We start from the raw sequence: 26,153 nt of genomic DNA on the forward strand, positions 1-26,153 counted from the left end.
CGCTCCGTTGCTCGAAAGCTGCCGTTTTCGCCTCGCTTTGGCGTGAATATCGACAGACGCCAAAATTAACCGCGTTCGTAGATGGCAAACCGTGTTGCATAATTGTCTTTTTCACCCGCCGGGAAATCCTCGCTGGAAACCTCGGTCCATACCTTCGGATCGATGGGAGGGAAAACGACATCGCCTTCGACTTCGGCGAGAACCCAGGTGACATACAGCCTGTCGGCGCGATTCAACGACTGCCGAAAAATATCGCCGCCGCCGATAATGCAAATCTCGTTGACCTTGTCGGCACCTGCATGGCTTCCCGCAATCATCAGTGCCTGATCGATAGACCGGGCGGCAATGACACCTTCAACGGAAAAGGCCGGATCGCGCGTGATGACGATGTTTGTACGGCCCGGCAAGGGCCGCCCAAGCGAATCCCATGTCTTGCGCCCCATGATGATGGGTTTGCCCATGGTCGTTGCCTTGAAACGCTTCAGATCCGAGGACAACCGCCACGGCAAGCCATTCTCGCGGCCGATCACGCCATTTTCGGCAATCGCAACAACAAAACTGATCATGTGGCATCCATCCGTTTCAAACAAACATTTCGCCCGCAAACCTGAACGCGGCGTCTACACCGCGATCGGCGCCCTGATGCTCGGCTCGGCGACATAATCTATCAGATGGAAATCGTCATATTTGAAGGCAAAGAGATCGGTAACGTCCGGATTGATCTGCATCGTCGGCAATGGACCGGGCTTGCGCATCAATTGCTGCTTCGCCTGTTCGAAATGATTGGCATAGAGATGGGCATCGCCGAGCGTGTGAACGAAATCGCCGGGCTTCAACCCGGTGACTTGCGCCACCATCATCGTCAGCAGCGCGTAAGAGGCGATGTTGAAGGGTACGCCGAGGAAAATGTCCGCCGAGCGCTGGTAGAGCTGGCACGAGAGCTTGCCATCGGCCACGTAGAACTGGAACAGGCAATGGCAGGGCGGCAGCGCCATCTCATCGACCAAGGCCGGATTCCATGCCGAGACGATCAAACGTCTTGAATGAGGATTCTTGCGTATCTGATTCAAAAGATTCGCAATCTGGTCGATGTGCCGGCCATCCGGAGCCGGCCACGAGCGCCATTGGGCACCATAGACGGGGCCGAGGTCCCCATTCTCGTCGGCCCACTCGTCCCAGATCGTGACGCCGTTTTCCTTGAGATAAGCGACGTTCGTGTCGCCCTTCAGAAACCACAGAAGTTCATAAATGATGGATTTCAGATGCAGCTTTTTCGTCGTCAGCATCGGAAAACCGGCGGCCAGATCGAAACGCATCTGATAGCCGAAAACGGACCGCGTACCGGTACCGGTGCGGTCGCCGCGATCGGCGCCCGTATCGAGCACATGCTGAAGAAGATCGAGATAAGTGCGCATGATTTCTTTTAGCAGATTCGCCTGACGAAACACTTAAACTTGTGCGTGATCCACAGGGCTGCGCTGATGAAATTCATGCACCCAATGAAAAATCCCCGGTGATTCGCCGGGGACGATTCGGATTGGCTGGCCTAAAATGATCAGAGCTTGCCGAGAGCGCCGAGAGCCTTGGCGGTCAGGTAATAAAAGGTGACGCGGCTCTTCGAACTGTCCGCCTTCATGGCCGCGCACACGGATTCGATGGCGGCATCGGCCTTGGCGGTATCTGTGAGGCCGAGCTTCTTTTCGACCCAATTGGTGCGAACACGCTTCAATTCGTCCGGATCTGTGCAGGAAACCAGCGAAGAATCCCTGTTGCGCAGAGCAATTCCGAGATGTTTGACGATTTTCGCGACAGTCGCCTCATCGGCAGCCGCATCGTAATGACGAACATCCTTTAGATAGTCACTCATCGAAAAATCCCCTGATTGCTAGGCTCAATGCGTGGCATTGCAACCTCCCTGACAATGAAGACACCGCACAAACTGGCAGATGCATGAGGCGATGGCTCTCTAGACACCCCCGAAACATTCCCCAGCATCAGTTCCAAGTCAATCCACTCTTTCAATTCGGCTAAACAGCTCCTATATAAGAGCTGCTGGCTTCGGCCAGCTATGGTGATAAACGGACGATGTAATAAGCTTATTGGACCCGGGGGCGGTACCCGGCGCCTCCACCAGAACGCAGCAGGTTTCGCTGCTTTGTGGCGGGGGCGAAATAGGATCGACAAGAGTGTAAAGATCGAACTTTTGCCCGGCATTGTACCACCGTTATCGGGCTAACCTAGTAGTTGCAAACGACAACTATGCGGAAGCACGTCTCGCCGCTTAATGCGGTGCGATAGCTTCAAATCAAGTCCTAGGGGTTCGCACTTCTAGGCGGGGTTCGGAGGCACCTGGCAACAGAAGCCTTCACTACTCCCCCTTCCATTCATTCCCTTCCCTCGCCCCTTCCCGCTCGGCCCGTGCAAAGGCTTGACGTGCGCCCCATTGCGGCATATAAAACCAAATAGTTAAATAACCGAGTGGTTCAGCATTAAAATGACAACCGATCGTCTCGATAACATCTTCTCGGCACTGGCAGACCCGACACGCAGGGCGATCCTGGCGCGTCTGGCGCTGGGCACGACCTCGGTGACGGAACTAGCCGAACCGTTTCGCATGTCCGGACCAGCAGTATCGAAGCATCTCAAGGTGCTCGAACGCGCTGGCTTGATCATTCGCGGCCGCGAGGCGCAATGGCGGCCGTGCAGTCTCGATGCGGCTCCGCTTAAGGAAGTGAGGGACTGGCTCGAACATTACCGGCGCTTCTGGGAAACCAGTTTCGACCGGCTGGAAGAATATCTGCAGGAGGTACAGACAAATGGAGATCACGATGGCACAGACCAACGTTGAAACGAACGCCTCGGCCGGTCGCGTTCTGACCATAACGCGCATCTTCAGCGCGCCGCCCGTGCTGGTTTTCGATGCCTTCTCAGATCCAAAACGCATGTTGCAATGGCTCGGCCCGCGCGATTATCCGGCAAGCTACGTTGAATCGGACCTGCGGGTTGGCGGCAAATGGCGCGCTTGCCTCGATAGCAAAGCAAGCGGCGAGAAGCTGTGGCACGGCGGCGTTTATCGCGAGATCGTGCCGGGCAAGCGCCTGGAATTCACCTTCGCCTGGGATCAGGAGAACGGCAGGCCAGGCCTCGAGACGCTCGTCAAGATCAATTTCGAAGATCAGAACGGCAAGACACTAATGACATTCCAACAGAGCGAATTCGATACGCCTGAAGATTGCGACGGTCACCGGGAGGGCTGGAACAGTGCCTTCGATCGGCTGGAAGAGCTGCTCGCGCAGGACTGACAGATCTCCCGATCAAACATTCGACATGAGAAAGGCCCGGGACATCGTTCCGGGCCTTTCTCTTTGCATCTGATGGAGGGTCAGGAATCTTATTCTGCGGCGGCTTCCGCCTCGACAACGCGGCGGCGAGCGATTGTTGTCTGCGTGACGATCAATGCACCGACGGCGCAAAGGGCAATGCCTGCCGCCATCGGCAAGGCGGTTCCGTCAAAGAACGCACCGGCAATACCCATGGCGACAGCGGCGGTAACGAACTGCAGCGTCCCCATCAATGCCGATGCCGTGCCGGCGATTTCTCCATGGTCTTCAAGCGCAAGCACACCGGTTGTCGGAAGGACAAGCCCGAGGAAGCCGTAGCCGATGAAGAGGAAGGTCGCCATGACCGGCAGCTGATTGAAGCCAAGGCTCATGACGACGACCATGGCGACCATGGCCAGCGAAAAGCCTGTCACAGCATTGCGCATCACGCGAACGAGGCCGTAGCGAGCCCCGAGCCAACCCGTCAGCTGCGAGACAGCAAAGAACGACACCGCGTTGATCGAGAAGGCAAAACTGTACTGTGTCGGCGTCAATCCGTAATGGTTGATCAGCACGAAGGGTGAGTTGGCCAGATAGACCAGAAAGCTGGACAGGCCAAGACCACCGATGAACGTGAGCGTCAGGAAGTTTCCGTCCTTAAACAGCAGGCGATAAGCTGCCATGGCGCTGCCGAAACCGCTTTCCGCGCGGGCGTCCTTGGTCCGCGTCTCTGTCAACTGCGTCGACAGCAGGATCAGACCGAGAAACGCGGCGATCATCACCGCCCAGAATACGCCGCGCCAGCCAAAAAGGACGATGACGGCACTGCCTGTCAGCGGAGCAAGGATTGGCGAGATACTGAAAACCAGCATCAGCAGCGACATCAGTCGCGCGGCCTGTACGCCCGTATGCATATCGCGAACGATAGCGCGGGGGATAACCATGCCAGCGGCGCCGCCAATGCCTTGAAGGAAGCGGAATGCGATCAAAGTCTCTACATCGCTTGCCAGCGCACAGCCGATGCTCGCAACGGCGAAAAGTCCGATGCCCATGTAGAGCGGTGCCTTGCGCCCCCACATATCGGAGATGGGCCCATAGAAAAGCTGGGCAACCGCAAATGGAATAAAGAAGGCCAGAAGGCTCATTTGCACGGCATTGTTTTCCGCGCCGAGATCCTGTCCGATGGAAGGCATCGCGGGAAGATACATGTCGATCGCAAAGGGACCGATGGCTGTCAGAAGGCCAAGGATGAGGGCACTACGAAAGAAGGAGCTCGTCATGATGGTGATCTTTCAGAAACCGCGGCGCAAAAACCGGATTGTCTTCGCGCCACTTCGCTCTCAGGAGGGTTCAAACTGATTTTCGGGGGCCGATATGAGTGCGCGAGCTTGGGAGGACAGCGCATCAACAGGGCAAAAATGCTGTGTCAACAAACTTGGACACAAATGTCAAACTAGACACTATTGTCTAAAACGTCAAGACGCATTATCTTCTGTCCATGAAAAATCGCAACGAACCAAGAGCCGGAATGGGCCATACCCAGCGCGGTCAATGCGCAAAACGCATTTCAATATTGGATGCCGCCGCCCAGGTGTTTTGTCGTGAAGGTTTTTCAGGAGCGAGTATCGACGAAATTGCCGTAGAGGCCTGCGTTTCCCGCCAGACCATATACAACCACTACCGCGAAAAGGAAACTCTGTTCACCGCGGTTGTCGAGGATGTCATGGACCGCGCCAACGCCATGTTGTTTTCGATATTATCAACCTTTCCGGACAAGTCGGATCATCTTGAGGACGATCTGACAGCCTTTGCTGTTCGTCTCACGAAAAATTGCCTGTGCAATCAGGATGGCAAGTTCCTGCGCAAGCTTGTGCAGTCCGAGGGCGAGCGTTATCCGCACCTCTTTGAAACATGGCGCCAGCATGGCCCGGGCAAGATCGGCACGGCTCTGGGCGCTCTTTTTGCACGCCTCAGCCACAAAGGTGTGCTGCGGATCGACGATTTCGACCTTGCTGCCCGCCAGTTTCTTGCCCTGGTCAACGCCGATCTGCAAATGATCACGCTGTTCGGCGGTACGCCGACCGATGAACAACTTGAAAGTGCTGCGCGCAACGCTGTGCAGACTTTCATCCGCGCCTATGCAGGGCCTGCTAGCGAGGCGGCGCCGCGAACACCTGCCCTTGCGGTCGTCAGCTAGTACCCGCTGAAATTGATATTTTCATCTTAAAATTCGCCGCAAACGACGTTTAAATTGTATTTTACGTTCGTCAATTTTCCTGACGAACGTAAAATTTTTTTGTGCGGCAGACAAGCGGTCGCAATTCCGCTAGCCATGCGCCATAATGGTTGAATGATGTTAGCCATCTCCGCTTGACAGGGAGGGGTGAATCCATGGGATAAGAGTGCATGCCACAAGATATGATCCGCTACGATATACTTGCCCAGGAAGCGCTTCGCGGCGTTATTCGTAAGGTGCTTGGCGAAGTCGCCAAGGCGGGTCTTCCCGGCAACCATCATTTCTTTGTCACTTTTCTAACCGGTGCGGCAGGTGTTCGCATATCGTCGCGTCTGCACGAAAAATATCCGGAACAGATGACGATCGTTTTACAACATCAGTTCTGGGACCTGCAGGTTACCGACGTGCTTTTCGAAGTCGGGCTCTCCTTTGGCGATGTACCCGAACGTTTGGTCGTCCCCTTCTCGGCGATTCGCGGCTTCTACGACCCGTCAGTGAATTTCGAACTGGAATTTGATGTCGAGGTCGAAGAAACAGTTGGCGACAATGATCAGGGCATAACCAGCATTGCTCCCGTCCAGCAGAGCGACAAGCCCAAGCTTGCAACGCCCAGCACCAAGCCGAAGCCACCGGTGAAAACGGTGAAAAAGCCGGTCAAGGCTGGCGACAAATCAGATACCGAGGGGACCGGAGACAAAGCCACCGCGTCCGTGGTGTCGCTGGATTCTTTCCGCAAGAAGAAATAACTTGGCCGAGATCGTCAATCTTCGACTGGTCAAGAAGCGCAAGGCCAAAGAGGCTGTTGAGAAGACTGCAGCCGACAACAGGATCCTGTTCGGACGGACCAAGGCCGAGAAGCAATTTGACCGGGAAGCCAATCGCAAGAAAGCACGCTTTCTTGACGACCATCGGTTTGAAACAAAACCTTCCTCTACAGAAGACGATCCGGACGGCAAGTGAGCGGCGTCCGTAAACGCTCGGTCACCATTCGCGGACACCGTACGAGCTTTTCGCTCGAAGACCCCTTCTATGAAATCATTGCATCGATCGCGACTAGCCGCGGCGTGACGCTTGCGGGCTTGATTGCCGAAATTGACGAAAGCCGTGATCGCAGCTCCAACCTGTCATCGGCGTTGCGCATCTATGCGCTGGACTGGGTGAGGAACGACAGCAATAAGCGGCGATAGCCACCTGTTTTGACTCATCAATCGCTTGCGGAAAAAAATTATCCTGCCGTGTCGGAACGGCAAGCCCTCATTCGTCTTACAGATAGTGCAAACCGCTATGAAAGGGAAAGCGATGCCTGCCAAACAAAAGATTACCCCCTGCCTTTGGTTCAACGGAAACGCCGAAGAGGCAATGGATTTTTACATGTCCATCTTCGAGGACAGCAAAATTATCAATAGACTCAACTGGGGCAAAGAGGGGGGAAGCAAGGAAGGCTCGCTGCTCGTCGCCACTTTCCAGCTTGCAGGCCAGGAATATATTGCCTTGAATGGGGGGCCGGAATTCCAGTTTTCCGAGGGTATTTCGCTCTCCATTGACTGCAGTACCCAAGAAGAAGTCGATAGACTGACGGAAAAACTGACGGCCGATGGCGGACAAATTCGCCCCTGCAGCTGGGTCAAGGACAAATTTGGCCTGTCATGGCAGATCGTTCCCACTATTCTTCCCGAAATGCTGCGGGACAAGGACCAGGCGAAAGCCGACCGTGTCATGGCAGCGATGATGAAGATGTACAAAATCGATATCCAGAAGATCAAGGACGCATATAACGGCACCAGCGATTAATGGCGTTACTGAATCTTCGGGTCCAGGGACTTGGGCTCGAGCGTTTTCAGGAACTCATCGACTGACTGCTTGTCGAGCGCACCAGTGCCCTGCGGCGCCGCTGCAGCGCCACCCGGTCCGGGGGGCGTTTGCGGCTGTGGCGCGGCCGGGGCTGGTGCCGGTTGCGATTGTTCGATCGCTTTTTGTGCCGCCTCCTCGGCTGCACGTCTTTCCGCTAAAGCCCGCTGCTCTGCGGCGCGCTTTTCAGCTTCGGCGCGTTCAGCAGCTGCACGCGCTTCCTGTTCGGCCTTGAGCCGGGCTTCTTCGGCAAGCCGCACACGCTCATTCGCGCGGGCCTGATAGAGTTGCACCTCGCGGCGCAGACGCTGCTTTTCGACAAGCGCGGCCTGCATCGTTTCCACGCGCTGCTGTTCGCGCTCCAGCGTGCGCTGGGTCAGGAACTGTTCAAGCGGCTGCCGGTTCAAAGCCAATTTTGGATTATCCGATGGACCGGCCAGACTGAACTCGACAAGCGGGTCGGCCCCGGCAACCACGGCCTTGCCGGGATCGAAGGTAAAACGCCCTTGCGATGCAACACTCATATCGGAAAAATTGAGCCGCAGATCAGCAGCCAGCGTTGCGGCTTCGCTTTGAAGCTGAAATGTCGAGGTCCGCGCCATGCCGCCGGCAATCGTGAAGGCAAATTCCGCAGCCCCGGCATTGAACGTGCCTTCATGCAAATATTTGCCAATCGTGGCGGTCACGGCAGCGGCGGCGACCGGCCCTTCCATCGCGTCCGCCGCTTGAAGGATCGGCTTCAGCGCGCCAGGATTGATCGCGTTGATCGCAAGATCCGCGACCGAGACCACGCCTGAGCCGGCGACAGATTCCATCATCTCGGCAATCGAAGTACCCGTCGCATTGACAGAGGCCGATATTTTCGCCTTGCCCTTCAACGGTGTCTGGTCTTCGTCGGGCTTGTAGAGGGCCTCGAGAGCCGTCTGGTCGAGCGTAAACTGTCCGGTCGCCAGACCTGTACCGCTGGTATTGCGTAACTCGAACATGCCATGGACCTGGCCGCCAAACAGATCGCCCTTTACATCGTCGAGACGAAGCGAGCCGTCTTTCAGGGTGGCAATCGTCTGGAATTTACCCATCGTGCCAAGAATCCCCGCCGGGGCTTCCGCAGCATTGACTTTCACATTGAAATTTACCGGAAAAAGCGGTGCGGCCGCGAAGTTCTCCTTCGGCCAAATATTGCGACCTTCAGTTCCGAGCGCATTCGTGCCCAGCATGAATTGCGCCAGTGACGGAAGGTCGAGTTGAGCGAGCGTCAGATCGCCTTGCGCCGCCGGTATACCGTTCTCGACATCGAAGCCCAGTCGGCCAGCGATCTTCCTGCCGCTCACCTCGCCGTTCAAATCTGGCAAGGTCAGCTTGCCCTTCGAAAGCTGGAAACTGCTTGCGATATCCACGGGCATGCCATTGCCAAAGCCGGGCAGTGAATAACCTGCCGTTGCGATATAAGATTCGAGATCCGCTGCCTTGATCGAGGCACGGCCCTCGCCGCTCAGCTCGCCGCCGATGTCCCGAAAACTGCCATCGACAAGCGCCTGTCCATCTGAGGACTTCAGCGAAAGCTGTGTCTGGAGGCCATCCTTTTCATTACCTTTCAACGCGAGGTCGGCCTCCAGTTCGCCCGCCATGCCGAGTGGCAGGGCCGGAAGTCCTATCAACGCCATCAGCGTCTCCGCCTGTGCGTTGCGCGCATCCATCGTCAGCTCGAGCGAGCGCAACTTGTCAGCGTTTTCCGTCGTTGTGCCAGAGAGGGTTACGTCCATCCCCCCGGTTTTCCCCGCAGCGCTCAAAGAGAACTCGGATCCGCCTTTGCCATGCAAAGTGTTTGCAATGACATTGAGATTGGTCTCCTCGAAGAGACCCGGAAACCGGGCAGCGTTTTCGCTCAAGGTCTTGATGAACGGGAAATCCGGAAACCGGGTAGCCATGGCCGTGACAAATGGGGCGAGATTGTCCGAGAGAATGGTGGAGTCGAGCGAACCTGAGGGTTCGGCCTTGAAGGGTGCAAGCTTGCCGGTCGCGGTTATGGTGGTACCTGCAACATTACCGATCGTCAGCCGATCGATATCGAAAACGCCATCGCGCAGGCGGAAAGCCGTGTCCAGAGTTTCCGCAACGAGCCGGTTATGTGTGACGGGCCCGGCTTTAAGATGCACATCGAGATCCTGGCCGCGCAACTGCGGCGAACCGTTTGCGGATGGCTTTCCAGTATTGCCGAAGATCGCCGCGAAAGCCTCGAGCGCATCGGCGTCGAGCGCCCCACCCTCAAGCGTCAGTTGCGTCAGCGGCAGGGATTCGCCCTTGGCGCTGCGAACCAGCGAGCCTTTGAGCGATGCGCCGCCAAGTGCCAGTTCGAGATTATCGACCTTCTGCAACTCGTCATGCAGGCTCACATCGCCGGAAAAACCGGCTCCGGGCAAGCGCCGGATCGACTCGTCAACGGAATCCGTCAGCCATGCGGCGAGTCCCGAGGGCTGACGTGACGCGATCAGCAGCCGCCCGTCAAAGCCAAAATCGTCCCCAACCTGCAATGTCCCCCTGGCTTCGAACTGGGTTCGCCCCGGCAGTTCCGCCTTGACCTGATTGATCTGCCAAGCCCCGTTCGACGGCGCCGCATCGATCGTTACCGAGCGGATCGTCGTGTCACCTGCAACGATCGCTGGAAGTTTGAGGTCGATCGTGCCGGGAACGGTCGGTATTGGCAGTTGATCCATCAGACGCCGGAACACACCCATCCGTTCAGTTGCGGTGGCCGGTTTGGGTGTGGTGCCCTTGGCTTGTTCATTCTGATTGGCAAACGTGACTTGCTGTCCGTCCGCCTTGATTTCAAAACGCGGATTACTGCCGTAGTCGAAAAGCGCGTTGCCATTGACAATGTAGGGATCGTCGACGGTCCCCTGCTCCATCCGAAATTCGGGGATATCGATCTTGGCGTGATCGGCCTCAAAACGTCCGGTGACGCGAACGCTGGAAAGCAGCGGCTTTTCGGTTTTCCCGGCAGTCTTGGCACCGTCGGCCACCTCGTCAGCCGAGCGAATATCGATATTGCCGGTATATTTCAGCACACCTTCATTCACGGTCAACTCGCCGTCGGTTTCGAATGCCGCCGGAATGCGGTCCGGGGAGACGCGTGCATGGACGTTCAGCGTGCCATCAGGCTTCACAGCGCCCGTCGAAGCGGAGACAGCCGTCTTTGCGCCGTTGAAAAACAGCGTTCCATCAAATTTCCACGGCCCGGACAGGTCGGTTGCCGACAATGACGCGTTAAGGTTTCCAATAGTCCGGGTGGTTCCTGTCGAGGCATCGCGAATGACCACCGAGCCATCTGTAATGCGCATATCCTCCAGCCTGACCTGCGCCGAATGGAACGGCGCGCGCGGACGGATTGCCCAGTCGATGACGCCGTTCTTATCGATGGCTACCTTTGCCGTCGGCTTCTCGATCCGCATGTCGAAGATCAGGATTTCGCCACGGACGAATGGCGCAAGTTCGGCATCCATCGAAAACTTCTCGATCGTCATCACCGGCTCGGAGCCCGGATCACCGACCTTGACATCGGAAAACGTCACAGAGGGAAACGGCAGCAGCCGCGCGCTGGCGCTGCCTGCAACCGTCACAGGCCGTCCGAGCAGCGCGGATGCTTCGCGCTCGAAGGAGGAACGGTAACCGGCCCAATCGACAAAGTAAGGCACAACCAGCGCCGCTGTCAGCACCAGTACCAATAATCCGCCGATAAATACGAACAGGCGTGCCAGTGTCCTACTCCGATCGATACGTGCCGGGCACCATAAGCACCAGTTTTTGGCGGCGGCAAGACATGACAGTCTTTCTGGTCAATTTGCAACGCTCACACAATGGTTTAGCGCCAGGAATCAATCTGCGAGCCTAAAGGCGTAAGATCTTGCCGGGATTCATGATATTGCCCGGATCGATTGCGCGCTTGATCGCTTCCATCACGTCGACAGCACCGCCGAGCTCTGCCCGAAGGAACTTGATCTTGCCCTGGCCGATGCCATGTTCACCCGTGCAGGTTCCATCCATCGCGATCGCTCTCAAATTAAGACGCTCGACAAAGGCCTCGACCTTCTGGATCTCGGCCGGGTCTTTCTCGTCGAAAAGCACGAGCACGTGGAAATTACCATCGCCGGCATGACCGACGATCGGCGCAATCAGCCCGCTCTCCTCGATATCCTTCTCGGTCTCGACGATACACTCCGCCAACCGCGAGATTGGCACGCACACGTCGGTCGAAAGCGATTGCTTTCCAGGCGCGAGCGTCATGCAGGCGAAATAGGAATTGTGACGCGCCGACCAGAGCTTCTCACGCTCTTCTGCATTGGCTGTCCATTTGAATTCGCCGCCGCCGTTGGCAGCGGCAATTTCACCGAAGAGTTCTGCCTGCTCGGCCACGCTGGTTTCGCTGCCGTGGAATTCGAGAAAGAGATAAGGTGCAGGCTCGTAATCCAGCTTGGAATAGGCGATCATCGCCTGCATTTCGAGCTGATTGACCAGTTCGATGCGCGCGACCGGTATGCCCATCTGAATGGTCTCGATCACCGCATTGCAAGCGCTTTCAAGATCTGGAAAAGCGCAGATGCCGCCGGAAATAGCTTGCGGAATGCCATAAAGCTTCAGCGTCAGTTCCGTGATGATGCCGAGCGTGCCTTCCGAGCCGACGAGCAGACGCGTCAGGTCATAGCCTGCCGATGTCTTCTTCACCCGCTTCGACGTGGTGATCAGGCGTCCGTCCGGCATCACTGCCTTCAGTGCCAGCACGTTCTCGCGCATCGTGCCATAGCGCACGGCATTGGTGCCCGAAGCGCGCGTTGCCGCCATACCGCCGAGGCTGGCATTGGCGCCGGGATCGATGGGGAAGAACAAACCCGTGTCGCGTAGATATTCGTTGAGCTGCTTGCGCGTAGCGCCCGGCTCTATAACGACATTCAAATCTTCGCTATAGACCTTGAGAATGCGATTCATACGCGAAAGATCAATGGAAATGCCGCCGGCCGGCGCGTTGACATGACCTTCGAGCGAAGTGCCTGTTCCAAACGCGATCACCGGAACGCCCCATTCACTGCACAGGCGCACTATTTCCTGAACATCCTCGGCGGACTCAACGAAAACGACCAGATCCGGTGCCTGGTTGGGCACGTAACTCGTCGTATGCGCGTGCTGTTCGCGAATGGACTTGCCCGACTGCGCATTATCGCCGAAGCGTTTCTTCAGAATAGAAACGACCGTCGCGATACCGTTTTCGTTGCGTAGCAAAGCGCCCGCATCTGCCAATGCCATTCCAGTTCCACCCTTCAATATACGTCTTCCACGCGTGCATTTTCGGGGAATGCACACGACTTGTCCAGTTGTAACTCTGTGTGATTACCGTGACGACTTCCCGCACGCAAAAAGGCGGGATCTAATTATCGTCGTCATCCTCATCATCGTCTTCGCCCGGCTGCCAATCGGTGACGGGGATGAAGCGCTCCTGCTCGCCGGTCTTTTCGAACACACTGCCGACAGGTGCATCCAGAAGCGGAATGATGCTGGGATCGTAATTGGCAATGGTATTGACCTCGAAGATGCCGCTGTTGTCCGGGTCTTCCATATAGTCGTCGCTCTCGAAGCCGGAGAGAAACCGCCAACCGCTATCCATCTCGTTGTCGGGATCCTCGCGGTACATGAAGCGCACCGGATAGCCATCGATCGTGATCGTATCCGTCGCAATGCAACCGCCATAGTTGCGGATCAATGGCCGTATCTCGTTCTTGGTGAGTCGGTAGCTTTTCTCCATAGCCAATTTTAGTTGATCGTCAGGGATTTGGCTAGTTTTCGAAAACGATCGGAAAACTTGTCCTTCTCGCTACTCCGCACGATCAGGATGGCGCGCACGTAACGGCTTGTTTCAAAACGAGCAATTTGCGCGACGTACAGCGCATCTCCGCTGGCAGCATCCTTGGCACTCCCGTCGATCTCGACCCATTCGGCGCCATTTTCTTCAGAGCTCGTCTCGTTGTCCGACTGCACATCCTTGATGCCGGTCAATGAGGCGAATGCCTGTTTGGCAAAGGACATTCGCGCTGGCGCTTCCGGTGCAGTATTGAGATTGGACGCAATGATGATGATGGGCTGCATCGAGTTTGCCGCGACATCATTCGGACCCTCGGTCAAAAGAAAAGTCGCCCCTGCTATCACGCGCACCGGGCGGAACCCGGCCGTATCGGATACTTTGAACGGCAAGGCAGCGACCTGCTCGTCGAGGCTTGGCGGGGTGCGGATCGTGATGGTGCGCAGGGCGGTCTCGACATCCGCATCGGACAAGCCTCCCTGTACGCCATCGGGTATTTGTACCGTCACCATGGCAGTTGTCGTCTTGGCACCGACCAGGACCACCCATTTCCGGTATTTGATCCCGGCCGCGACCTGGCTGCCGCGAATAAGTTTTGAGACGACAGCGCCTTCGACAGGCCAATCTTCCGGTTGGCCAGCCTCGATCCCGGTCGCGCGCAGACCATCGGGATTAAATTTTGCCGCGAGCTCCGCGTAGGCGTCCACCGGCAGCTCCGTCAGAACGATCGATGTACCCTTGGCGGCATCTTCGAACCCGCTGAAATTGGTAGACAGGACCAGACCGGGAGGAGGCACGAGCCCGACACCGGAACCGCCGGGAAAAACCCGCTCTTGTGCAAGGCCCAACTGGACGCTTGCCAGCAAAAAAAGCGCAAAGCTTAAGGCGAGAGTAACAATTCGCATCGGGTCATTCCTTCTTTCAATGAGAGAAGTAATCGCCTTAGAACGGTCCCGCAAGCTTTTGGTTTCCCTTTTGTTTTTCGTACTCCTCACGCCAGATTCTTCTGGAAGAACGCTACCGTGCGGCTCCAGGCGAGATCCGCCGCTTTCTTGTCATAGCGGGCTTCCGATGTATCATTGTTGAAAGCATGGTTCGCGCCATCATAAATATGGATCTCGAAACTCTTGCCGTTTTGTTCGAGGGCTTTCTTGTAGGCATCGATACCAGCATTGATCCGCGTATCGAGACCGGCATATTGCAAAAGCAGCGGTGCCTTGATTTTGGCAACGTCTTCGGCTTTTGGCTGCCGGCCATAATACGCCACACCGGCGCCGAGATCAGGAGCGTTGACCGCAAGATCGTTGACCATGCCACCGCCCCAGCAAAAGCCGACGACGCCGACTTTGCCGGTGGTCCCTTTGTCCTGCTTGAGATATTCGATGGTTGCAATGCCTTCTGCAATCGCAGTTTTTGGGTCGAGCGCTCCGATCATATCCCGCGCCTTGTCCTCATCGCCGGGCGTTCCGCCAGAGGCGGAAAGCAGGTCCGGTGCCAACGCGACAAAACCTTCGAGCGCCATGCGGCGGGCAACGTCACGAATATGCTCGTTCAGGCCGCGATTCTCATGGATGACAATGACAGCCGGGAGCTTGCCCGAGCGTTCTGCCGGGCTTGCCCGATATCCCTTGATGTCTCCTGCGGATGACGAAAAAACGATGTCCTTGGTGCGAAGCCTTGGGTCATCGACCGCAATGATTCCAGCCTGTGCGGCATTTGCCGCCAGCATCGGGGCGATGACGGCGGCAGCAGCTCCGGAACCTGCAAGCTTGGTCAACTTTTCCATGAAGGCGCGGCGGTCAAGCGACAGGTGAGTATATTCGTCGTAGGCCTCGACCATCGCTTGGGTGATTGTCGGCTTGTTCATAACTGTTTCCTCCAAACGTGGAGGACGAGGCGCGCGTCCCTCGCATCAGCCCCTGGCGCGATGCGAAAGGATACCGGTTGAAAGGGCAACGCCAAGTCCGGTGATAAGTGCTGCCACAATCTCCCAGACGCCGACCGGCTCGTCAAGGAATATGGCACCGCCAAGAGCGGCCAGAACCGGCGTCAGTGCACTGAAGGCGGCGGCCTGGCTGCCACCAAGGGAACGGACGGCAATGCCATAGGCCAACATCGCGGCAAGACCCGACAGGACACCCTGGCTCAGGAACTGCAAACCGAGTTCAGGCAGTGGAACCTCGAGAATCGTTGAGCCGAAGGTGAGCGCGAGGCCAACGTGAATGAGGAAAGACCAGACCGCGATCAGCGCACCGCCCTGCATCGCGGTCAAACCGGAGCGCTTGAATGCATGGGTATAGCCAGCCCAGAGCAACGCACCGAGCGGGAGGAAGACGAAGCTGACCCACGTGATTTCATGACTGTTGAGGGCAAGCACGAGAAGGATGGCAAGACCGGCGACGATAGAGCCAAGGCCAAGCCAGCGCGTGAGATCCGGCCGTTCGCCGAACACAACGACACCGATCAGTGCAGCAGCAAGCGGCATGGAACCACCGAGAAGAACCCCGACGGCTGAAGCGGGCGTCGAATGAATGGCGAAGGTGGTGACCTGAAAGAACAGCGCGCCAGCGCCGCAGACCATGATCGTCAGAAGGGCGAGCGGAACATCGCGAGGGATAAGTCCCGTCTTCAACCACACCGGTGCGAGGACCAATGCCGGAACACCGTAGCGGATGAGGCCAAGATCGATCGTGCCGAGATGCGTGCCGCTACTGTGGCGGGTGGCAATGATCCACGTCGCCCAGATGAAAACGGTGACCAGCGCACCCGCATAGCCTGTGGCGAGGGAATTGGATTTCCTGAATTCTGGACTGAGAGCAACCATCGGAACTTCCTTTCAAAAATGCCCGAACATCTTCGGTTGAAAGTCAGGATAGCGCCTATGGCATGAGCATGTCCTTGCAAGTTGATGCCACCGTTGATACGCTTTCAGCAATATTCAGTAAGTTAAACAGAAGTATGAGGCCGTTTATGCCAAATCTGGATAAATTTGATATTGGAATACTCGAAGCGCTGCAGGAGGACGCACGGGCGACCAATGTCGAGATTGCAGAGAAGGTGAATCTTTCGCCCTCACCTTGCCTGCGCCGTATCCGCAATCTGGAAAAGGCCGGAGTCATCCGCGGTTACCGCGCTGATATCGACCGCAAGGAAGTCGGTCTCGGCTTGACGGTGTTCGTGGAAATCAAGGTCGGGCAGCACAGCCGCGAAAATTCCGACGCGCAACAGGCGGCGCTCATTGCCATGCCGGAAGTGACAGCCGCATTCCTCATCTCCGGAACCGCGGATTTTCTCGCCGAGGTGGTTGTCGAGGACCTGAGCGCCTATGAGCGGTTCTTGACGGAAAAGCTGCTATTGCTTCCTGGCGTTGCGGACATCCGTTCGAATTTCGCCATCCGCACCGTGAAAACGGGAGCTCCGCTAAAGCTCCCGCAACGTTAAGAAACCTTTGCCAATCCACCCTGATGGGCATCTGAGGCGGCTTTCTGTGCTTCCGGTACTCATGGACGAAAATGTCCACTGCGTTCCGGTTCTCGAAATCCACCTCATCCGCCTCATCAGCCTGAATTCTCAATAGGTTTCTATCGTCGGTTACCGGGCTACTCGCAGAACGAGATACGATTGCTGAAGGGATCGATGACCATCACCTCTCGCCCCCAATCCTGCTGTTCGATGCCGGGCTTCATGAAGCGGTAGTCTTTCGAGTGAAGTTCTTTATGCAGCGCATCGATGCCCTTCATGCGGACGAAGACGCGAGCGCCAGGGCTGGCATCACCGGAATGCTCGCTGAGATGCAGAGTGAGTCCAGAGCGCGAGACCTGACAATATAGTGGGAAATTATCGCCGAAGCGATGTTCCCAATCGAGCGTGAACCCTAGGAAATCCAGATAGAATTCCTTGGCCTTCCCCACATCGAATATCCGCAGGATCGGAATAGCCGAGCCAAACGAAATGGCAGCGCTGGTCGTTGGCGACTCATTCTCGATCTTCGTCGAAAGTACGTTCCAACTGTCGAAACCGAATCCCGCCGCGACGAGTTCCAGCCCCTCGCTGTGGGAGATCTCGATATTCTTTTGCTTGAGTGCCCGGCGCAGCGACTTGGCAATCGCCTTGGCGTCATTGAATGTACGCATCGTTTTCCTTCGCATCCGGTGAACGAGGAAAGTCAGTGCCCGCATTGCCGACCCGTTCACCTATCAAAGGATGAAACGACGTTTTGTCCGATACATTCACCTTGAGCTGTGAGGCCCGCGAGCGGCCGGCTGCATCTGCCGCCTCAATTGTTAGAGGCGGTTTGGAGCGCAGTCAATCCGGCCCATACCCTACTTCGGCAGGGTATAGGCGATAACATAGTCACCGGGTTTTGTCCCGACAGAACCGTGCCCGCCGGCGACCATGACGACATACTGTTTGTCGTTCAAAGCGAAGGACATGGGTGTCGACTGGCCGCCTGCCGGAAGGCGTGCTTCCCAAAGCTGCTTGCCGTTCGTGACATCATAGGCGCGCAGATAATCATCCACGGCAGCACCGAGGAAAGCGACGCCACCGGCGGTGATCATCGGACCGCCGATGCCCGGAACGCCGACCTTGAACGGCAATGGCAGCGGCGACGAATCCCGCACTGTACCATTCCGGTGCTTCCAGGTGATCTTGCCGGTGCGCAGGTCAGCCCCGGCCACATAGCCCCATGGTGGAGCCTGGCAAGGCAAGCCGAGCGGCGATACGAACGGCCCCATGATGACCGCATACGGTGCGCCTTCATTGCGATTGAGGCCCTGCTCACTGCCCTTGGTGTTGTCGCCCGGCGGCGGGACATCGGCGCGCGGAACCAGCTTTGAGGTAAAGGCAAGATAGGTCGGCATGCCGAACATGATCTGGCGCCCGGGATCGACAGCAATGCCGCCCCAGTTGAAGACGCCGAAATTGCCGGGATAGATCAGCGATCCCTGCAGCGATGGCGGCGTGTAACGGCCTTCGTAGCGTAGCTTGAGGAACTCGATGCGGCATGCCAGCTGGTCGAACATCGACACGCCCCACATATCCGTGCCCGTCAAACGCTGCGGCATGAAGCTGAGAGCAGATACCGGCTGTGTCGGAGCGGAATGATCCCCCTCGATTGCACCCGTCGGCGCCGGAACTTCCTCTATCGGCAGGATAGGTTCGCCAGTACGCCGGTCGAGAACGTAAATGTCGCCCTGCTTGGTCGGCCCGACGAGTGCTGGAATGGCACCCGTTGCGGTATTGATATCGAGGAGCGTCGGCTGCGCAGGAACATCCATATCCCAGAGATCGTGATGAACCGTCTGGCGTACCCAGCGCAATTGCCCGCTGTTGAGATCAAGCGCAACGATCGACGACGAGAACTTCTCGACATTTTCCGACCGTCCCGCACCAAGCTGGTCCGGGGTCTGGTTGCCGAGCGGGACGAAGAGCAATCCAAGCTTTTCATCGGCGCTTGAAACCGACCAGCTATTGGGCGAATTGTGGGTATAGGTCTGGCCCTCCGGCAAGGGCGTCGTCACGTCGGGATTGCCTGTATCCCAGTTCCAGATGAGTGCGCCTGTATTGATATCGTACGCTCGAATGACGCCGGACTGCTCATGTATCGAGTAATTATCATTGACCGCACCGCCGACAATGATCTTGCCGGCAGCAACGACGGGCGGTGAGGTCGAATAATAATAGCCCGCCGGATCGTATGGCATGCCCTTTTCAAGATGGAGGGTGCCTTTGTCAGCGAAGGAGGGACAGATCTGGCCGTTTGCCGCATCAAGCGCAATCAATCGCGCGTCTGAGGTCGGAAGATAGACCCGTTCCGCGCAAGGCTGGCCGGGCTGCAAAGCCGGGTCCGCATAGTAGGAGACGCCGCGGCATGTCTGGTGCTGGCGATCGGGATTGAGCCCGACATTCGGGTCGAACTTCCACTTTTCCTTGCCTGTTGCTGCATCAAGCGCGATGGCCCAATTGTGCGGCGTGCAGATATAGAGCGTGTCGCGTACCTTCAGCGGCGTTACCTGATAGGTGGTTTCACCGATGTCATCGGGCAGTTTCACATCGCCGGTCTGGTAGGTCCAGGCAACCTGCAAACTATTGACGTTGTCTGGCGTAATCTCTTTCAGCGGCGAATAGCGTTGGCCATAGGGTGTGCGACCATATTGGTGCCAATCGTCGGCGGGAACGTTGCCGCCAAAATCAGGCTCGGACGTGATAACCTCCTCGCTGAGTTCGCCCGTGATTTGCTTCGGATCGCCCATCATGGAGTAGCCGGCAACAACAAGTGCGGCGAGAACGGTGAGAAGCAGAGGAACGGCCGGACCCCACGAAGTGCGCTGTGCGTCGGCGCCCGCATTCAGTCCGCGGCGAATCCACGGCGTCAGCAACCATAGCCCGAGCAGTATGATGACGCCGCCGCGCGGCGCGAGCTGCCACCAGTCAAAGCCGATCTCCCATATGGCCCACGCAAGCGTACCGATCACCAGGATCGCGTAGACAAGCAACGCCGACGCGCGTTTCCGGAAGAGAAGATAGGAGGTTATCAGGAAAGCCAGCCCCGCGAGGATATAATACCAGCTGCCACCAAGCATCGCGAGCCAGACACCACCGGCACCCAGCGCCGCAGCGATCAGGAGGAAAACAACGGCTGTCAGAGTGATTGCCATGGGGCGGGGGTCCTTTTCCAAGCTCAATCAGGATCGAATGATCTCTGACATGCGGCTGCGAACGTGCCGGCGGTTGTCAGGGTGTGCTCAAGTCAAAGAGTCGTCTCAATCAAAATGGGTATGCCGTAAATCCAAAGGACGCAATATCGCCTGGCGCATATTTCAACTTCAAGTTTAGGTGTAGAAGATTGTGCCTAAGCCCGCCCGTTCTCTTTTTGTATCGCATTTTTCTGGTTTTTCGGTACCGAATCACTACATTGGGTTCAAATGTCCGGATTACCTGACGATATGCCGTTTTTCGACGAAGCTGATGCGCCGCCGCGCCAGCCTTCGGGTATAGCTGCACGCGCTATGCAAGCGCGTGGGGCGCCACCCTACCTGAGCGGGCTCAATCCTGAACAGCGACTGGCGGTTGAAACGACGGAAGGTCCGGTGCTCGTCCTGGCTGGTGCCGGTACGGGCAAGACCCGCGTTTTGACCTCCCGTATTGCGCATATCCTTTCGCTGGGCAAAGCCTGGCCAAGCCAGATCCTGGCGGTGACCTTTACCAACAAGGCCGCCCGCGAAATGAAAGAGCGTATCGGCGTTCTGGTTGGCGGTGCAGTAGAGGGCATGCCATGGCTCGGCACCTTCCACTCGATCGGCGTCAAGCTGCTGCGGCGTCATGCGGAGCTGGTCGGCCTCAAGTCCGATTTCACCATTCTTGACACGGATGACGTCGTCCGTCTGATCAAGCAGATCATCCAGGCCGAGGGCCTCGACGACAAACGCTGGCCTGCCAAGCAGTTTGCGCTCATGATCGATGGCTGGAAGAACAAGGGGCTCGGCCCTTCCGAAATACCGGAAGGCGACGCGCGCGCCTTTGCCAATGGCAAGGGCCGTGAGCTTTACAGCGCGTACCAGAATCGCCTGAAGACGCTGAACGCCTGCGACTTCGGCGATCTGCTCTGCCATCCGATCCGCATGTTCCGCGCCTATCCGGATGTGCTGAAGGAATATCACGCCAAGTTTCGCTATATCCTCGTCGACGAGTATCAGGACACCAATACCGCGCAATATATGTGGCTGCGGCTGATCGCGCAGGGGTCGAAGAATGTCTGCTGTGTCGGCGATGATGATCAGTCGATTTATGGCTGGCGCGGCGCGGAAGTGGACAATATCCTGCGCTTCGAGAAGGATTTTCCCGGCGCAGTTGTGATCCGGCTGGAGCGCAATTACCGCTCGACGGCGCATATTCTCGGTACTGCCTCGTTCCTGATTTCGCACAATGAAGGCCGTCTCGGCAAAACCCTCTTCACCGATGCGGCCAATCCGGAAGATGCGAAGGTCAATGTGCACGCCTCCTGGGACTCGGAAGAGGAGGCACGCGCCGTCGGTGAAGAGATCGAGCAAGCCCAGCGCAAAGGCCACAATCTCAATGACATTGCGATCCTTGTGCGCGCCTCATTCCAGATGCGCGAGTTCGAAGACCGTTTCGTCACGCTCGGCCTGAATTACCGGGTGGTCGGCGGCCCGCGGTTTTATGAACGTCTCGAAATCCGCGATGCGCTGGCCTATTTCCGCGTTGTAGCGCAAGGTGCGGACGATCTCGCGCTGGAACGCATCATCAACACGCCCAAGCGCGGGCTTGGCGAAGCGGCGATCCGGCAGGTGCATGATTATGCACGGGCCCGCGACATCAGCATGCTCGACGCGGCGGCCGACCTCATCCAGACGGAAGAGCTGAAACCCAAGCCGCGCTCAGCCTTGCGCGAGGTGGTGGAAAATTTCCAGCGCTGGCAGGGGCAGATTGACACGACCCCGCATACGGAGCTCGCCGAGAAAATCCTCGACGAATCCGGCTATACGGCCATGTGGCAGGCGGATCGCTCCGCCGAGGCACCGGGGCGGCTGGAGAACTTGAAAGAACTGATCCGCTCGATGGAGGAATATGAGTCGCTGCGCTCTTTCCTCGAACACGTCGCGCTGGTCATGGATGCCGAGCAGAACGAAAACCTCGATGCCGTGAATATCATGACGCTTCACTCGGCCAAGGGCCTTGAGTTTGAGACAGTCATCCTGCCAGGTTGGGAGGAAGGCCTGTTTCCGCACCAGCGCGCGCTGGATGAAGGCGGTCGCTCTGGGCTCGAAGAAGAACGCCGCCTCGCCTATGTCGGACTGACGCGCGCCAAGAAGAACTTGCATATCTGGTTCGTTTCAAACCGGCGTATCCATGGCCTGTGGCAATCGACGATCCCTTCCCGGTTTCTCGAAGAGCTGCCGGAAGCGCATGTGGACGTGGTGGCGGGCGGCGATAGTTACGGAGGGTATGGTGGCAGGGGCGGCGGTTACGGCCAATCGCGCTTCGACCGCGCCGATCCATTCGAAAACACCTATTCGACGCCCGGCTGGCAACGCGCCCAACAAAACCGCTCTGACGCGACCCGCAACAATTGGGGCTCGCGCTCCGGCGCAAAGGTGGAGCGCATCGGCTACGGCGAAACGGATTCCGTCCTCGGCGCTGGGCGTGGTTCAGTAAAGGGCCGCACGATCGATGGCGAACTGGTAGCGAAATCCGTCAGCGAGACACCTTCGAATTTCGACGTGGGCGACCGCGTCTTCCACATCAAGTTCGGCAACGGCAATGTCTCGTCGATCGAAGGCAACAAGCTGACGATCGATTTCGACAAGGCCGGGCAAAAACGCGTACTGGACAGCTTTGTGAAGGGCATTTGAGAGACCTAACCAGCCAAATCGTCTAGAGTTACGTTTAGGAGCTCTGCAATGCGCTTCATAACGGACAGCGAACCGTCCTTAGCTCCATTTTCAATTTCAGATAGATAGGGCTGAGAGATTCCGGCGGCCCGCGCCAAGGCCACAGCAGTCATACCGCGCCATTTCCGAAAGACGCGTATCGGGTTTTGGCCAGCCACCAAAGCCGACACAACATCTTCGGGGAAAGTTTCCTCTTCACCGCTCATGATTCGCGCACGAATGTCCAGCGCTTCTGCAAGCTCCTTTAAAGCCTCGCTATTTGCTTCCAACAAAGTAACATCCAGACGCGAAATGATATCTTTTATCGCGATAAAATCGCCTTCTGCGATCATTGCATACCGCTGATCACTGCCCGGCGGCGTAATGTAACTTACCTTCAGATCGCCCATTTCACTTCCTTCAATCATAAACGCCGCCACGAGGCCCAATTTTTACAATTGTCAGCACGTTACCGCTCTCATCAAAAATGATGCGCCAATCCCCAACCCGCAAACGCTTCAAACCCAACCCGTGCAACACTTTTACATTGTTCTGTAAACTGGTCGGATCATTCGCATAGGTCCGAATTTTCAACAGTATCCGCTCAGCTTCATTTCGCGGAATGGACCGCAAAAATTGGGATGCCTGTTTGCTATAAGCGATACTCTTCGTCATAAATATTACCAATAGCTATAAAATGCAAGGAGATTTGAATATCGACTACTTGGCGCGTTCTTCAACCAATCGCACGCTGCCTGTTCAGCTGGAAAAGTCCCCCGCCCTTCACTCTCGCCTTGAACGTTTCCATGTCCCACGCTGGTCCCGGATCAGACTTTCGGCCGGGGGCGATATCATCATGACCCATGATATCCTCGATGGCATATTCGCGGCTGATGGCTTGCGCTAGGGCAATCACGGTCTCGATCTGCGCGGTGGTGAAGACTTCCCAGCCGCAATCGGGCACACCGAACTTATGGCGGGCTTCGATGACTTTCGACCGATCAACCGCGGCTCCAGTCCACGACACCCAGCCTCCAGCACGCTTACCAAGCGGTCCCCAGTTTTCGATTTCTATGCCGATAGCCGAATTGTTCAATCCCGAATATCTGGTACCGCCCTTGCCCGTCCACTGGCTCTTGCCGGCATGCCACGCGATAACATTGAATGGCACGCATTGCGTGACTGACCCATCGCGGCGGACAACGAGATGTGCCGAGACATTGGCCGTTTTTTGCGAAAAATACCTGGCGATATCGGCGTCCGGTCCGCTCGCGGTATAGTGAATGATCAGAAACTTGGCGTCCAATTCGCCGCCAATGTTAGGCGAACCGACGAAATTCACATTCGATGCACCAGCTCCAAGCCGGTGGTTTTTAACGCGGAAATTCATGATCAAACCCTTCAAATAAAAGCTTGATCCATCCTGCATCAAATAAGATTAAATTCCTATTAGTCAATAGTATAAGATTATTTGCCAAATCGCAAAAGCCAGAATGATTACTCAGGCTTGCCTTTGGACCAGCTGACATTTCCCGCAAAGAGCGGGACCGTCGAGATGGACGTTTTGGCCGAGCCATCCTGAACCTGCGTGGCATGGGCAAGATAAATGAGCGTGTTGTTGGGCTTGTCGTAGATGCGCGTAATGACGAGCTTCTTCCAGATGAGGCTGGTGCGCTCGGAAAAAACCCGCTCGCCACCTTCGCCAAGCTCGATATCAGCGATGGTTATAGGACCCGTCTGCTGACAGGAAATCGAGGCATTGGACGGATCCTCGAACCAGTTGCCTTTCTGCAGCCGGTCGATAATACCCCGCGAGAATGATGCGAGATGGCAGGTAACGCCTTGCACCTTCGGATCGGTGACCGCGTCGATGACGATGTCATTGCCGAGCCAGTCGACACCGACCTTGCCAACTTCTTCGGCCTGAGCAGGTAGGACTGCGGCGCCTAGAAGGGCCAGTGCAGCAAGGGTGCGCTTCATCAGAAAACTCCCGAGGGTTTGACGTTGGGGCAAAACACAGTTGGATACTGCGCGGAATGATTGCAAGCAAAACGGCGAGCGATGTTTAGAGCATTCCGTTTTTAATCGAGTCACTGCAATGCTCTAACTCTTTGTTTCTACGCAATTCCGGACGCAAAACCGGTCCCACTTTTGCTGGAATTGCTCTAACGTTCCCATTTCGCCAGGAAATCCTCGATGCCAAGTGACTGGATGTCGGGGATGGCTTCGAATAGCGTTTCCGGAGGCCAGTCCCACCAGGCAAGGCGCTGCAGCCGCGCGGCAATTTCTTCGGGGAAGCGACGGCGGATCAGCCGGGCCGGATTGCCTGCGACGATCGTATAGGGTGCGACATTCCTGGTCACGACCGCGTTGGCGCCAATGACTGCGCCATGACCAATCTGGATTGCAGGCATTATCACCGCGCCATGCCCGATCCACACATCATGGCCGATCCCGACGCGTTTCGCTTGCCGGCGCGCGCGAAAGACGTTGTCGATGCCTTGGTATTTGAAGAACTCGTTTGGCCGGTAGCTGATCTTGTGCGTCGTCAGCCGCTCCATCGGGTGTTCGAGTGCGTTGATGCGAACGTTCGCTGCAATCGAGCAAAACCGCCCGATATCGGCATAGATTCCCTCGCTGTGCCGTTCGAAATAGGTAAAATCACCGGCTGTCACATCGCGCAGGACAACGCGCTCACCAACTTCGGTATACTTGCCGAGCTTGACGCCTTTCAGCTGCGCGGATGGATGGATGCGCGGCTGGTCATTCTGGAAGCGCGGATCGTCGTTATCGGCCATGATCTTTCTCAATTGTTCAGCCAACTCTTTTGCACAAAAAGTGAATCCGAGCCAGATCCGTCAATAAAATCAAGTCGGTCTGGCTGCCCAGTCCTCAATTCACACGAATTTTGCAAGAATGCGGGCAAGGCGAGCCATTAAGGGTAAATCGGCTAGCTGGTGTCGAGCGCCAAAAAAATATGAGATAGTACCTGGCATGTCCAATGCTGCTGAAACCGATCATCACTTGCGCCGCGCCTTGATGAGCGTTCTATGCGGCAAGCTGCTTGCAGTCCTGAGCTTTGGCCGGCGCATCGAAAGCATCATTGTCACCGACCACCCCTCATTGAAAAGCGCGCCCGTCGATTTTGGCCCCGGCGGCTTTGCGAGCTTGTCGTTCGATGAGCGAACTTTCGCGGAATTCTGCGGCTATATCGCCGGGGCGCAGGTATCGGGAAGCAGCCTGAAGCCATCCGATTTTCCCGATGCTGAAAGGCAGGCCTTCGCACGCGCCGAGAAAATCCTCGCCCGTTTCGGCGATGAAAAAATGGAATTGCTGATCGGGAAACTATGCGGCGTGCGCGAGCATGGCACGTATCCCTTGCGGTCGTTGACGAGTTGAAAACGATGGCTCGCCGTCTATTCGCGTCCGACAAACGCCTGAGCCGGGAGAGGTCCGTATTTGCTTGGTCTTTCATTGTCAGACGACCGTGACAAGTCCCCGTCACTTGTTTG

The 26,153-nt window shown here is 56.8% G+C and carries 27 protein-coding genes and 1 other RNA gene; 11 read left to right on the plus strand and 17 right to left on the minus strand.

The features are described 5' to 3' along the window. Nucleotides 1–65: 65 nt before the first annotated feature. The 3 genes from LB462_RS13115 to LB462_RS13125 form a co-directional block, all read right to left on the minus strand. A complete protein-coding gene (locus tag LB462_RS13115) occupies nucleotides 66–566 on the minus strand; it encodes a dihydrofolate reductase (RefSeq protein WP_183663455.1) in 501 nt (166 codons plus the stop codon). 54 nt (nucleotides 567–620) lie between these two features. Beyond that, a complete protein-coding gene (locus tag LB462_RS13120) occupies nucleotides 621–1,415 on the minus strand; it encodes a thymidylate synthase (protein WP_224508514.1) in 795 nt (264 codons plus the stop codon). 140 nt (nucleotides 1,416–1,555) lie between these two features. Next, complete coding sequence (locus LB462_RS13125; protein WP_210000530.1) at nucleotides 1,556–1,867, minus strand: DUF2853 family protein; 312 nt, start codon at nucleotides 1,865–1,867, stop codon at nucleotides 1,556–1,558. Nucleotides 1,868–2,012: 145 nt separating this feature from the next. Between LB462_RS13125 and ssrA the strand changes: the two genes are divergently transcribed. From ssrA to LB462_RS13140, 3 genes are all read left to right on the plus strand, one after another. After that, nucleotides 2,013–2,370, plus strand: a transfer-messenger RNA (tmRNA) gene (ssrA, locus tag LB462_RS13130). Between the two features lie 124 nt (nucleotides 2,371–2,494). Then, nucleotides 2,495–2,848, plus strand: a complete 354-nt coding sequence (locus LB462_RS13135; protein ID WP_224508515.1) for an ArsR/SmtB family transcription factor — start codon at nucleotides 2,495–2,497, stop codon at nucleotides 2,846–2,848. Continuing rightward, nucleotides 2,829–3,302 (plus strand): SRPBCC family protein, encoded by a 474-nt coding sequence (locus LB462_RS13140; protein ID WP_224508517.1) that lies wholly within the window; start codon nucleotides 2,829–2,831, stop codon nucleotides 3,300–3,302. Before LB462_RS13135 ends, LB462_RS13140 begins: the two co-directional genes overlap by 20 nt. A gap of 89 nt (nucleotides 3,303–3,391) precedes the next feature. Here the strand turns inward: LB462_RS13140 and LB462_RS13145 are convergent, their stop codons facing one another. Further along, a complete protein-coding gene (locus LB462_RS13145; protein ID WP_224508519.1) occupies nucleotides 3,392–4,600 on the minus strand; it encodes a multidrug effflux MFS transporter in 1,209 nt (402 codons plus the stop codon). Between the two features lie 218 nt (nucleotides 4,601–4,818). Here LB462_RS13145 and LB462_RS13150 point away from each other — a divergent pair, with 218 nt between their 5' ends. The 5 genes from LB462_RS13150 (at nucleotide 4,819) to LB462_RS13170 (ending at nucleotide 7,347) form a co-directional block, all read left to right on the plus strand. Then, nucleotides 4,819–5,517 (plus strand): TetR/AcrR family transcriptional regulator, encoded by a 699-nt coding sequence (locus LB462_RS13150; RefSeq protein WP_370637132.1) that lies wholly within the window; start codon nucleotides 4,819–4,821, stop codon nucleotides 5,515–5,517. Nucleotides 5,518–5,726: 209 nt separating this feature from the next. Then, nucleotides 5,727–6,302, plus strand: a complete 576-nt coding sequence (locus LB462_RS13155) for an SspB family protein (RefSeq protein ID WP_224508522.1) — start codon at nucleotides 5,727–5,729, stop codon at nucleotides 6,300–6,302. A 1-nt stretch (nucleotide 6,303) separates the two neighbouring features. Next, nucleotides 6,304–6,516 (plus strand): DUF4169 family protein, encoded by a 213-nt coding sequence (locus LB462_RS13160; protein ID WP_224508525.1) that lies wholly within the window; start codon nucleotides 6,304–6,306, stop codon nucleotides 6,514–6,516. Continuing rightward, on the plus strand, nucleotides 6,513–6,743 hold the full coding sequence (locus tag LB462_RS13165) for a ribbon-helix-helix domain-containing protein (protein ID WP_224508527.1): 231 nt from the start codon (nucleotides 6,513–6,515) through the stop codon (nucleotides 6,741–6,743). Before LB462_RS13160 ends, LB462_RS13165 begins: the two co-directional genes overlap by 4 nt. A 112-nt stretch (nucleotides 6,744–6,855) precedes the next feature. Then, nucleotides 6,856–7,347 (plus strand): VOC family protein, encoded by a 492-nt coding sequence (locus LB462_RS13170; protein ID WP_112530197.1) that lies wholly within the window; start codon nucleotides 6,856–6,858, stop codon nucleotides 7,345–7,347. A 5-nt stretch (nucleotides 7,348–7,352) separates the two neighbouring features. On the opposite strand, the gene LB462_RS13175 is transcribed toward LB462_RS13170, so the two are convergent. From LB462_RS13175 to LB462_RS13200, 6 genes are all read right to left on the minus strand, one after another. After that, nucleotides 7,353–11,228, minus strand: coding sequence for an AsmA family protein (locus LB462_RS13175; RefSeq protein ID WP_370637144.1), 3,876 nt, complete (start codon nucleotides 11,226–11,228; stop codon nucleotides 7,353–7,355). Between the two features lie 61 nt (nucleotides 11,229–11,289). Next, nucleotides 11,290–12,699 carry an FAD-binding oxidoreductase gene (locus LB462_RS13180; RefSeq protein WP_224508529.1) on the minus strand — a complete coding sequence of 470 codons (1,410 nt, stop codon included), beginning with the start codon at nucleotides 12,697–12,699 and terminating at the stop codon, nucleotides 11,290–11,292. A gap of 121 nt (nucleotides 12,700–12,820) precedes the next feature. Then, the gene (locus LB462_RS13185; protein ID WP_112530052.1) at nucleotides 12,821–13,195 is read right to left on the minus strand and encodes a DUF2185 domain-containing protein; all 375 of its coding nucleotides are present in this window, start codon (nucleotides 13,193–13,195) and stop codon (nucleotides 12,821–12,823) included. An 8-nt stretch (nucleotides 13,196–13,203) separates the two neighbouring features. Further along, nucleotides 13,204–14,154 (minus strand): hypothetical protein, encoded by a 951-nt coding sequence (locus LB462_RS13190; RefSeq protein WP_224508531.1) that lies wholly within the window; start codon nucleotides 14,152–14,154, stop codon nucleotides 13,204–13,206. Between the two features lie 86 nt (nucleotides 14,155–14,240). Next, complete coding sequence (locus tag LB462_RS13195) at nucleotides 14,241–15,116, minus strand: dienelactone hydrolase family protein (RefSeq protein ID WP_224508532.1); 876 nt, start codon at nucleotides 15,114–15,116, stop codon at nucleotides 14,241–14,243. A 45-nt stretch (nucleotides 15,117–15,161) separates the two neighbouring features. After that, nucleotides 15,162–16,073, minus strand: coding sequence for a DMT family transporter (locus LB462_RS13200; protein ID WP_224508534.1), 912 nt, complete (start codon nucleotides 16,071–16,073; stop codon nucleotides 15,162–15,164). Between the two features lie 146 nt (nucleotides 16,074–16,219). Between LB462_RS13200 and LB462_RS13205 the strand changes: the two genes are divergently transcribed. Further along, complete coding sequence (locus LB462_RS13205) at nucleotides 16,220–16,690, plus strand: Lrp/AsnC family transcriptional regulator (RefSeq protein WP_112530060.1); 471 nt, start codon at nucleotides 16,220–16,222, stop codon at nucleotides 16,688–16,690. Nucleotides 16,691–16,848: 158 nt separating this feature from the next. Here LB462_RS13205 and LB462_RS13210 read toward each other — a convergent pair whose 3' ends face one another. Continuing rightward, on the minus strand, nucleotides 16,849–17,382 hold the full coding sequence (locus LB462_RS13210) for a glyoxalase superfamily protein (RefSeq protein WP_224508536.1): 534 nt from the start codon (nucleotides 17,380–17,382) through the stop codon (nucleotides 16,849–16,851). A gap of 189 nt (nucleotides 17,383–17,571) precedes the next feature. Further along, entirely contained in the window at nucleotides 17,572–19,908 is a 2,337-nt protein-coding gene (locus LB462_RS13215) for a glucose/quinate/shikimate family membrane-bound PQQ-dependent dehydrogenase (protein WP_224508538.1), read from the minus strand. A gap of 267 nt (nucleotides 19,909–20,175) precedes the next feature. Here LB462_RS13215 and LB462_RS13220 point away from each other — a divergent pair, with 267 nt between their 5' ends. Next, complete coding sequence (locus tag LB462_RS13220) at nucleotides 20,176–22,623, plus strand: ATP-dependent helicase (protein ID WP_224508540.1); 2,448 nt, start codon at nucleotides 20,176–20,178, stop codon at nucleotides 22,621–22,623. Between the two features lie 5 nt (nucleotides 22,624–22,628). On the opposite strand, the gene LB462_RS13225 is transcribed toward LB462_RS13220, so the two are convergent. The 5 genes from LB462_RS13225 to LB462_RS13245 all read right to left on the minus strand — a co-directional run bounded on the left by LB462_RS13225 (nucleotide 22,629) and on the right by LB462_RS13245 (nucleotide 25,439). Beyond that, nucleotides 22,629–23,069, minus strand: coding sequence for a helix-turn-helix transcriptional regulator (locus tag LB462_RS13225; RefSeq protein ID WP_224508542.1), 441 nt, complete (start codon nucleotides 23,067–23,069; stop codon nucleotides 22,629–22,631). After that, entirely contained in the window at nucleotides 23,062–23,316 is a 255-nt protein-coding gene (locus LB462_RS13230) for a type II toxin-antitoxin system RelE family toxin (RefSeq protein ID WP_224508544.1), read from the minus strand. The genes LB462_RS13225 and LB462_RS13230 overlap by 8 nt, the downstream gene beginning before the upstream one ends. Nucleotides 23,317–23,377: 61 nt before the next feature. Further along, nucleotides 23,378–24,031, minus strand: coding sequence for an N-acetylmuramoyl-L-alanine amidase (locus LB462_RS13235; RefSeq protein WP_224508546.1), 654 nt, complete (start codon nucleotides 24,029–24,031; stop codon nucleotides 23,378–23,380). A gap of 107 nt (nucleotides 24,032–24,138) precedes the next feature. Further along, nucleotides 24,139–24,621 (minus strand): CreA family protein, encoded by a 483-nt coding sequence (locus LB462_RS13240; RefSeq protein ID WP_224508548.1) that lies wholly within the window; start codon nucleotides 24,619–24,621, stop codon nucleotides 24,139–24,141. 185 nt (nucleotides 24,622–24,806) lie between these two features. After that, the gene (locus LB462_RS13245) at nucleotides 24,807–25,439 is read right to left on the minus strand and encodes a DapH/DapD/GlmU-related protein (RefSeq protein WP_224508550.1); all 633 of its coding nucleotides are present in this window, start codon (nucleotides 25,437–25,439) and stop codon (nucleotides 24,807–24,809) included. Between the two features lie 196 nt (nucleotides 25,440–25,635). Between LB462_RS13245 and LB462_RS13250 the strand changes: the two genes are divergently transcribed. Further along, nucleotides 25,636–26,040: a hypothetical protein gene (locus tag LB462_RS13250; protein ID WP_224508552.1), complete on the plus strand. Its 405-nt coding sequence runs from the start codon at nucleotides 25,636–25,638 to the stop codon at nucleotides 26,038–26,040. Nucleotides 26,041–26,153 lie beyond the last annotated feature (113 nt).

The organism is Phyllobacterium chamaecytisi (assembly GCF_020164455.1).
Lineage (GTDB): Bacteria > Pseudomonadota > Alphaproteobacteria > Rhizobiales > Rhizobiaceae > Phyllobacterium > Phyllobacterium chamaecytisi.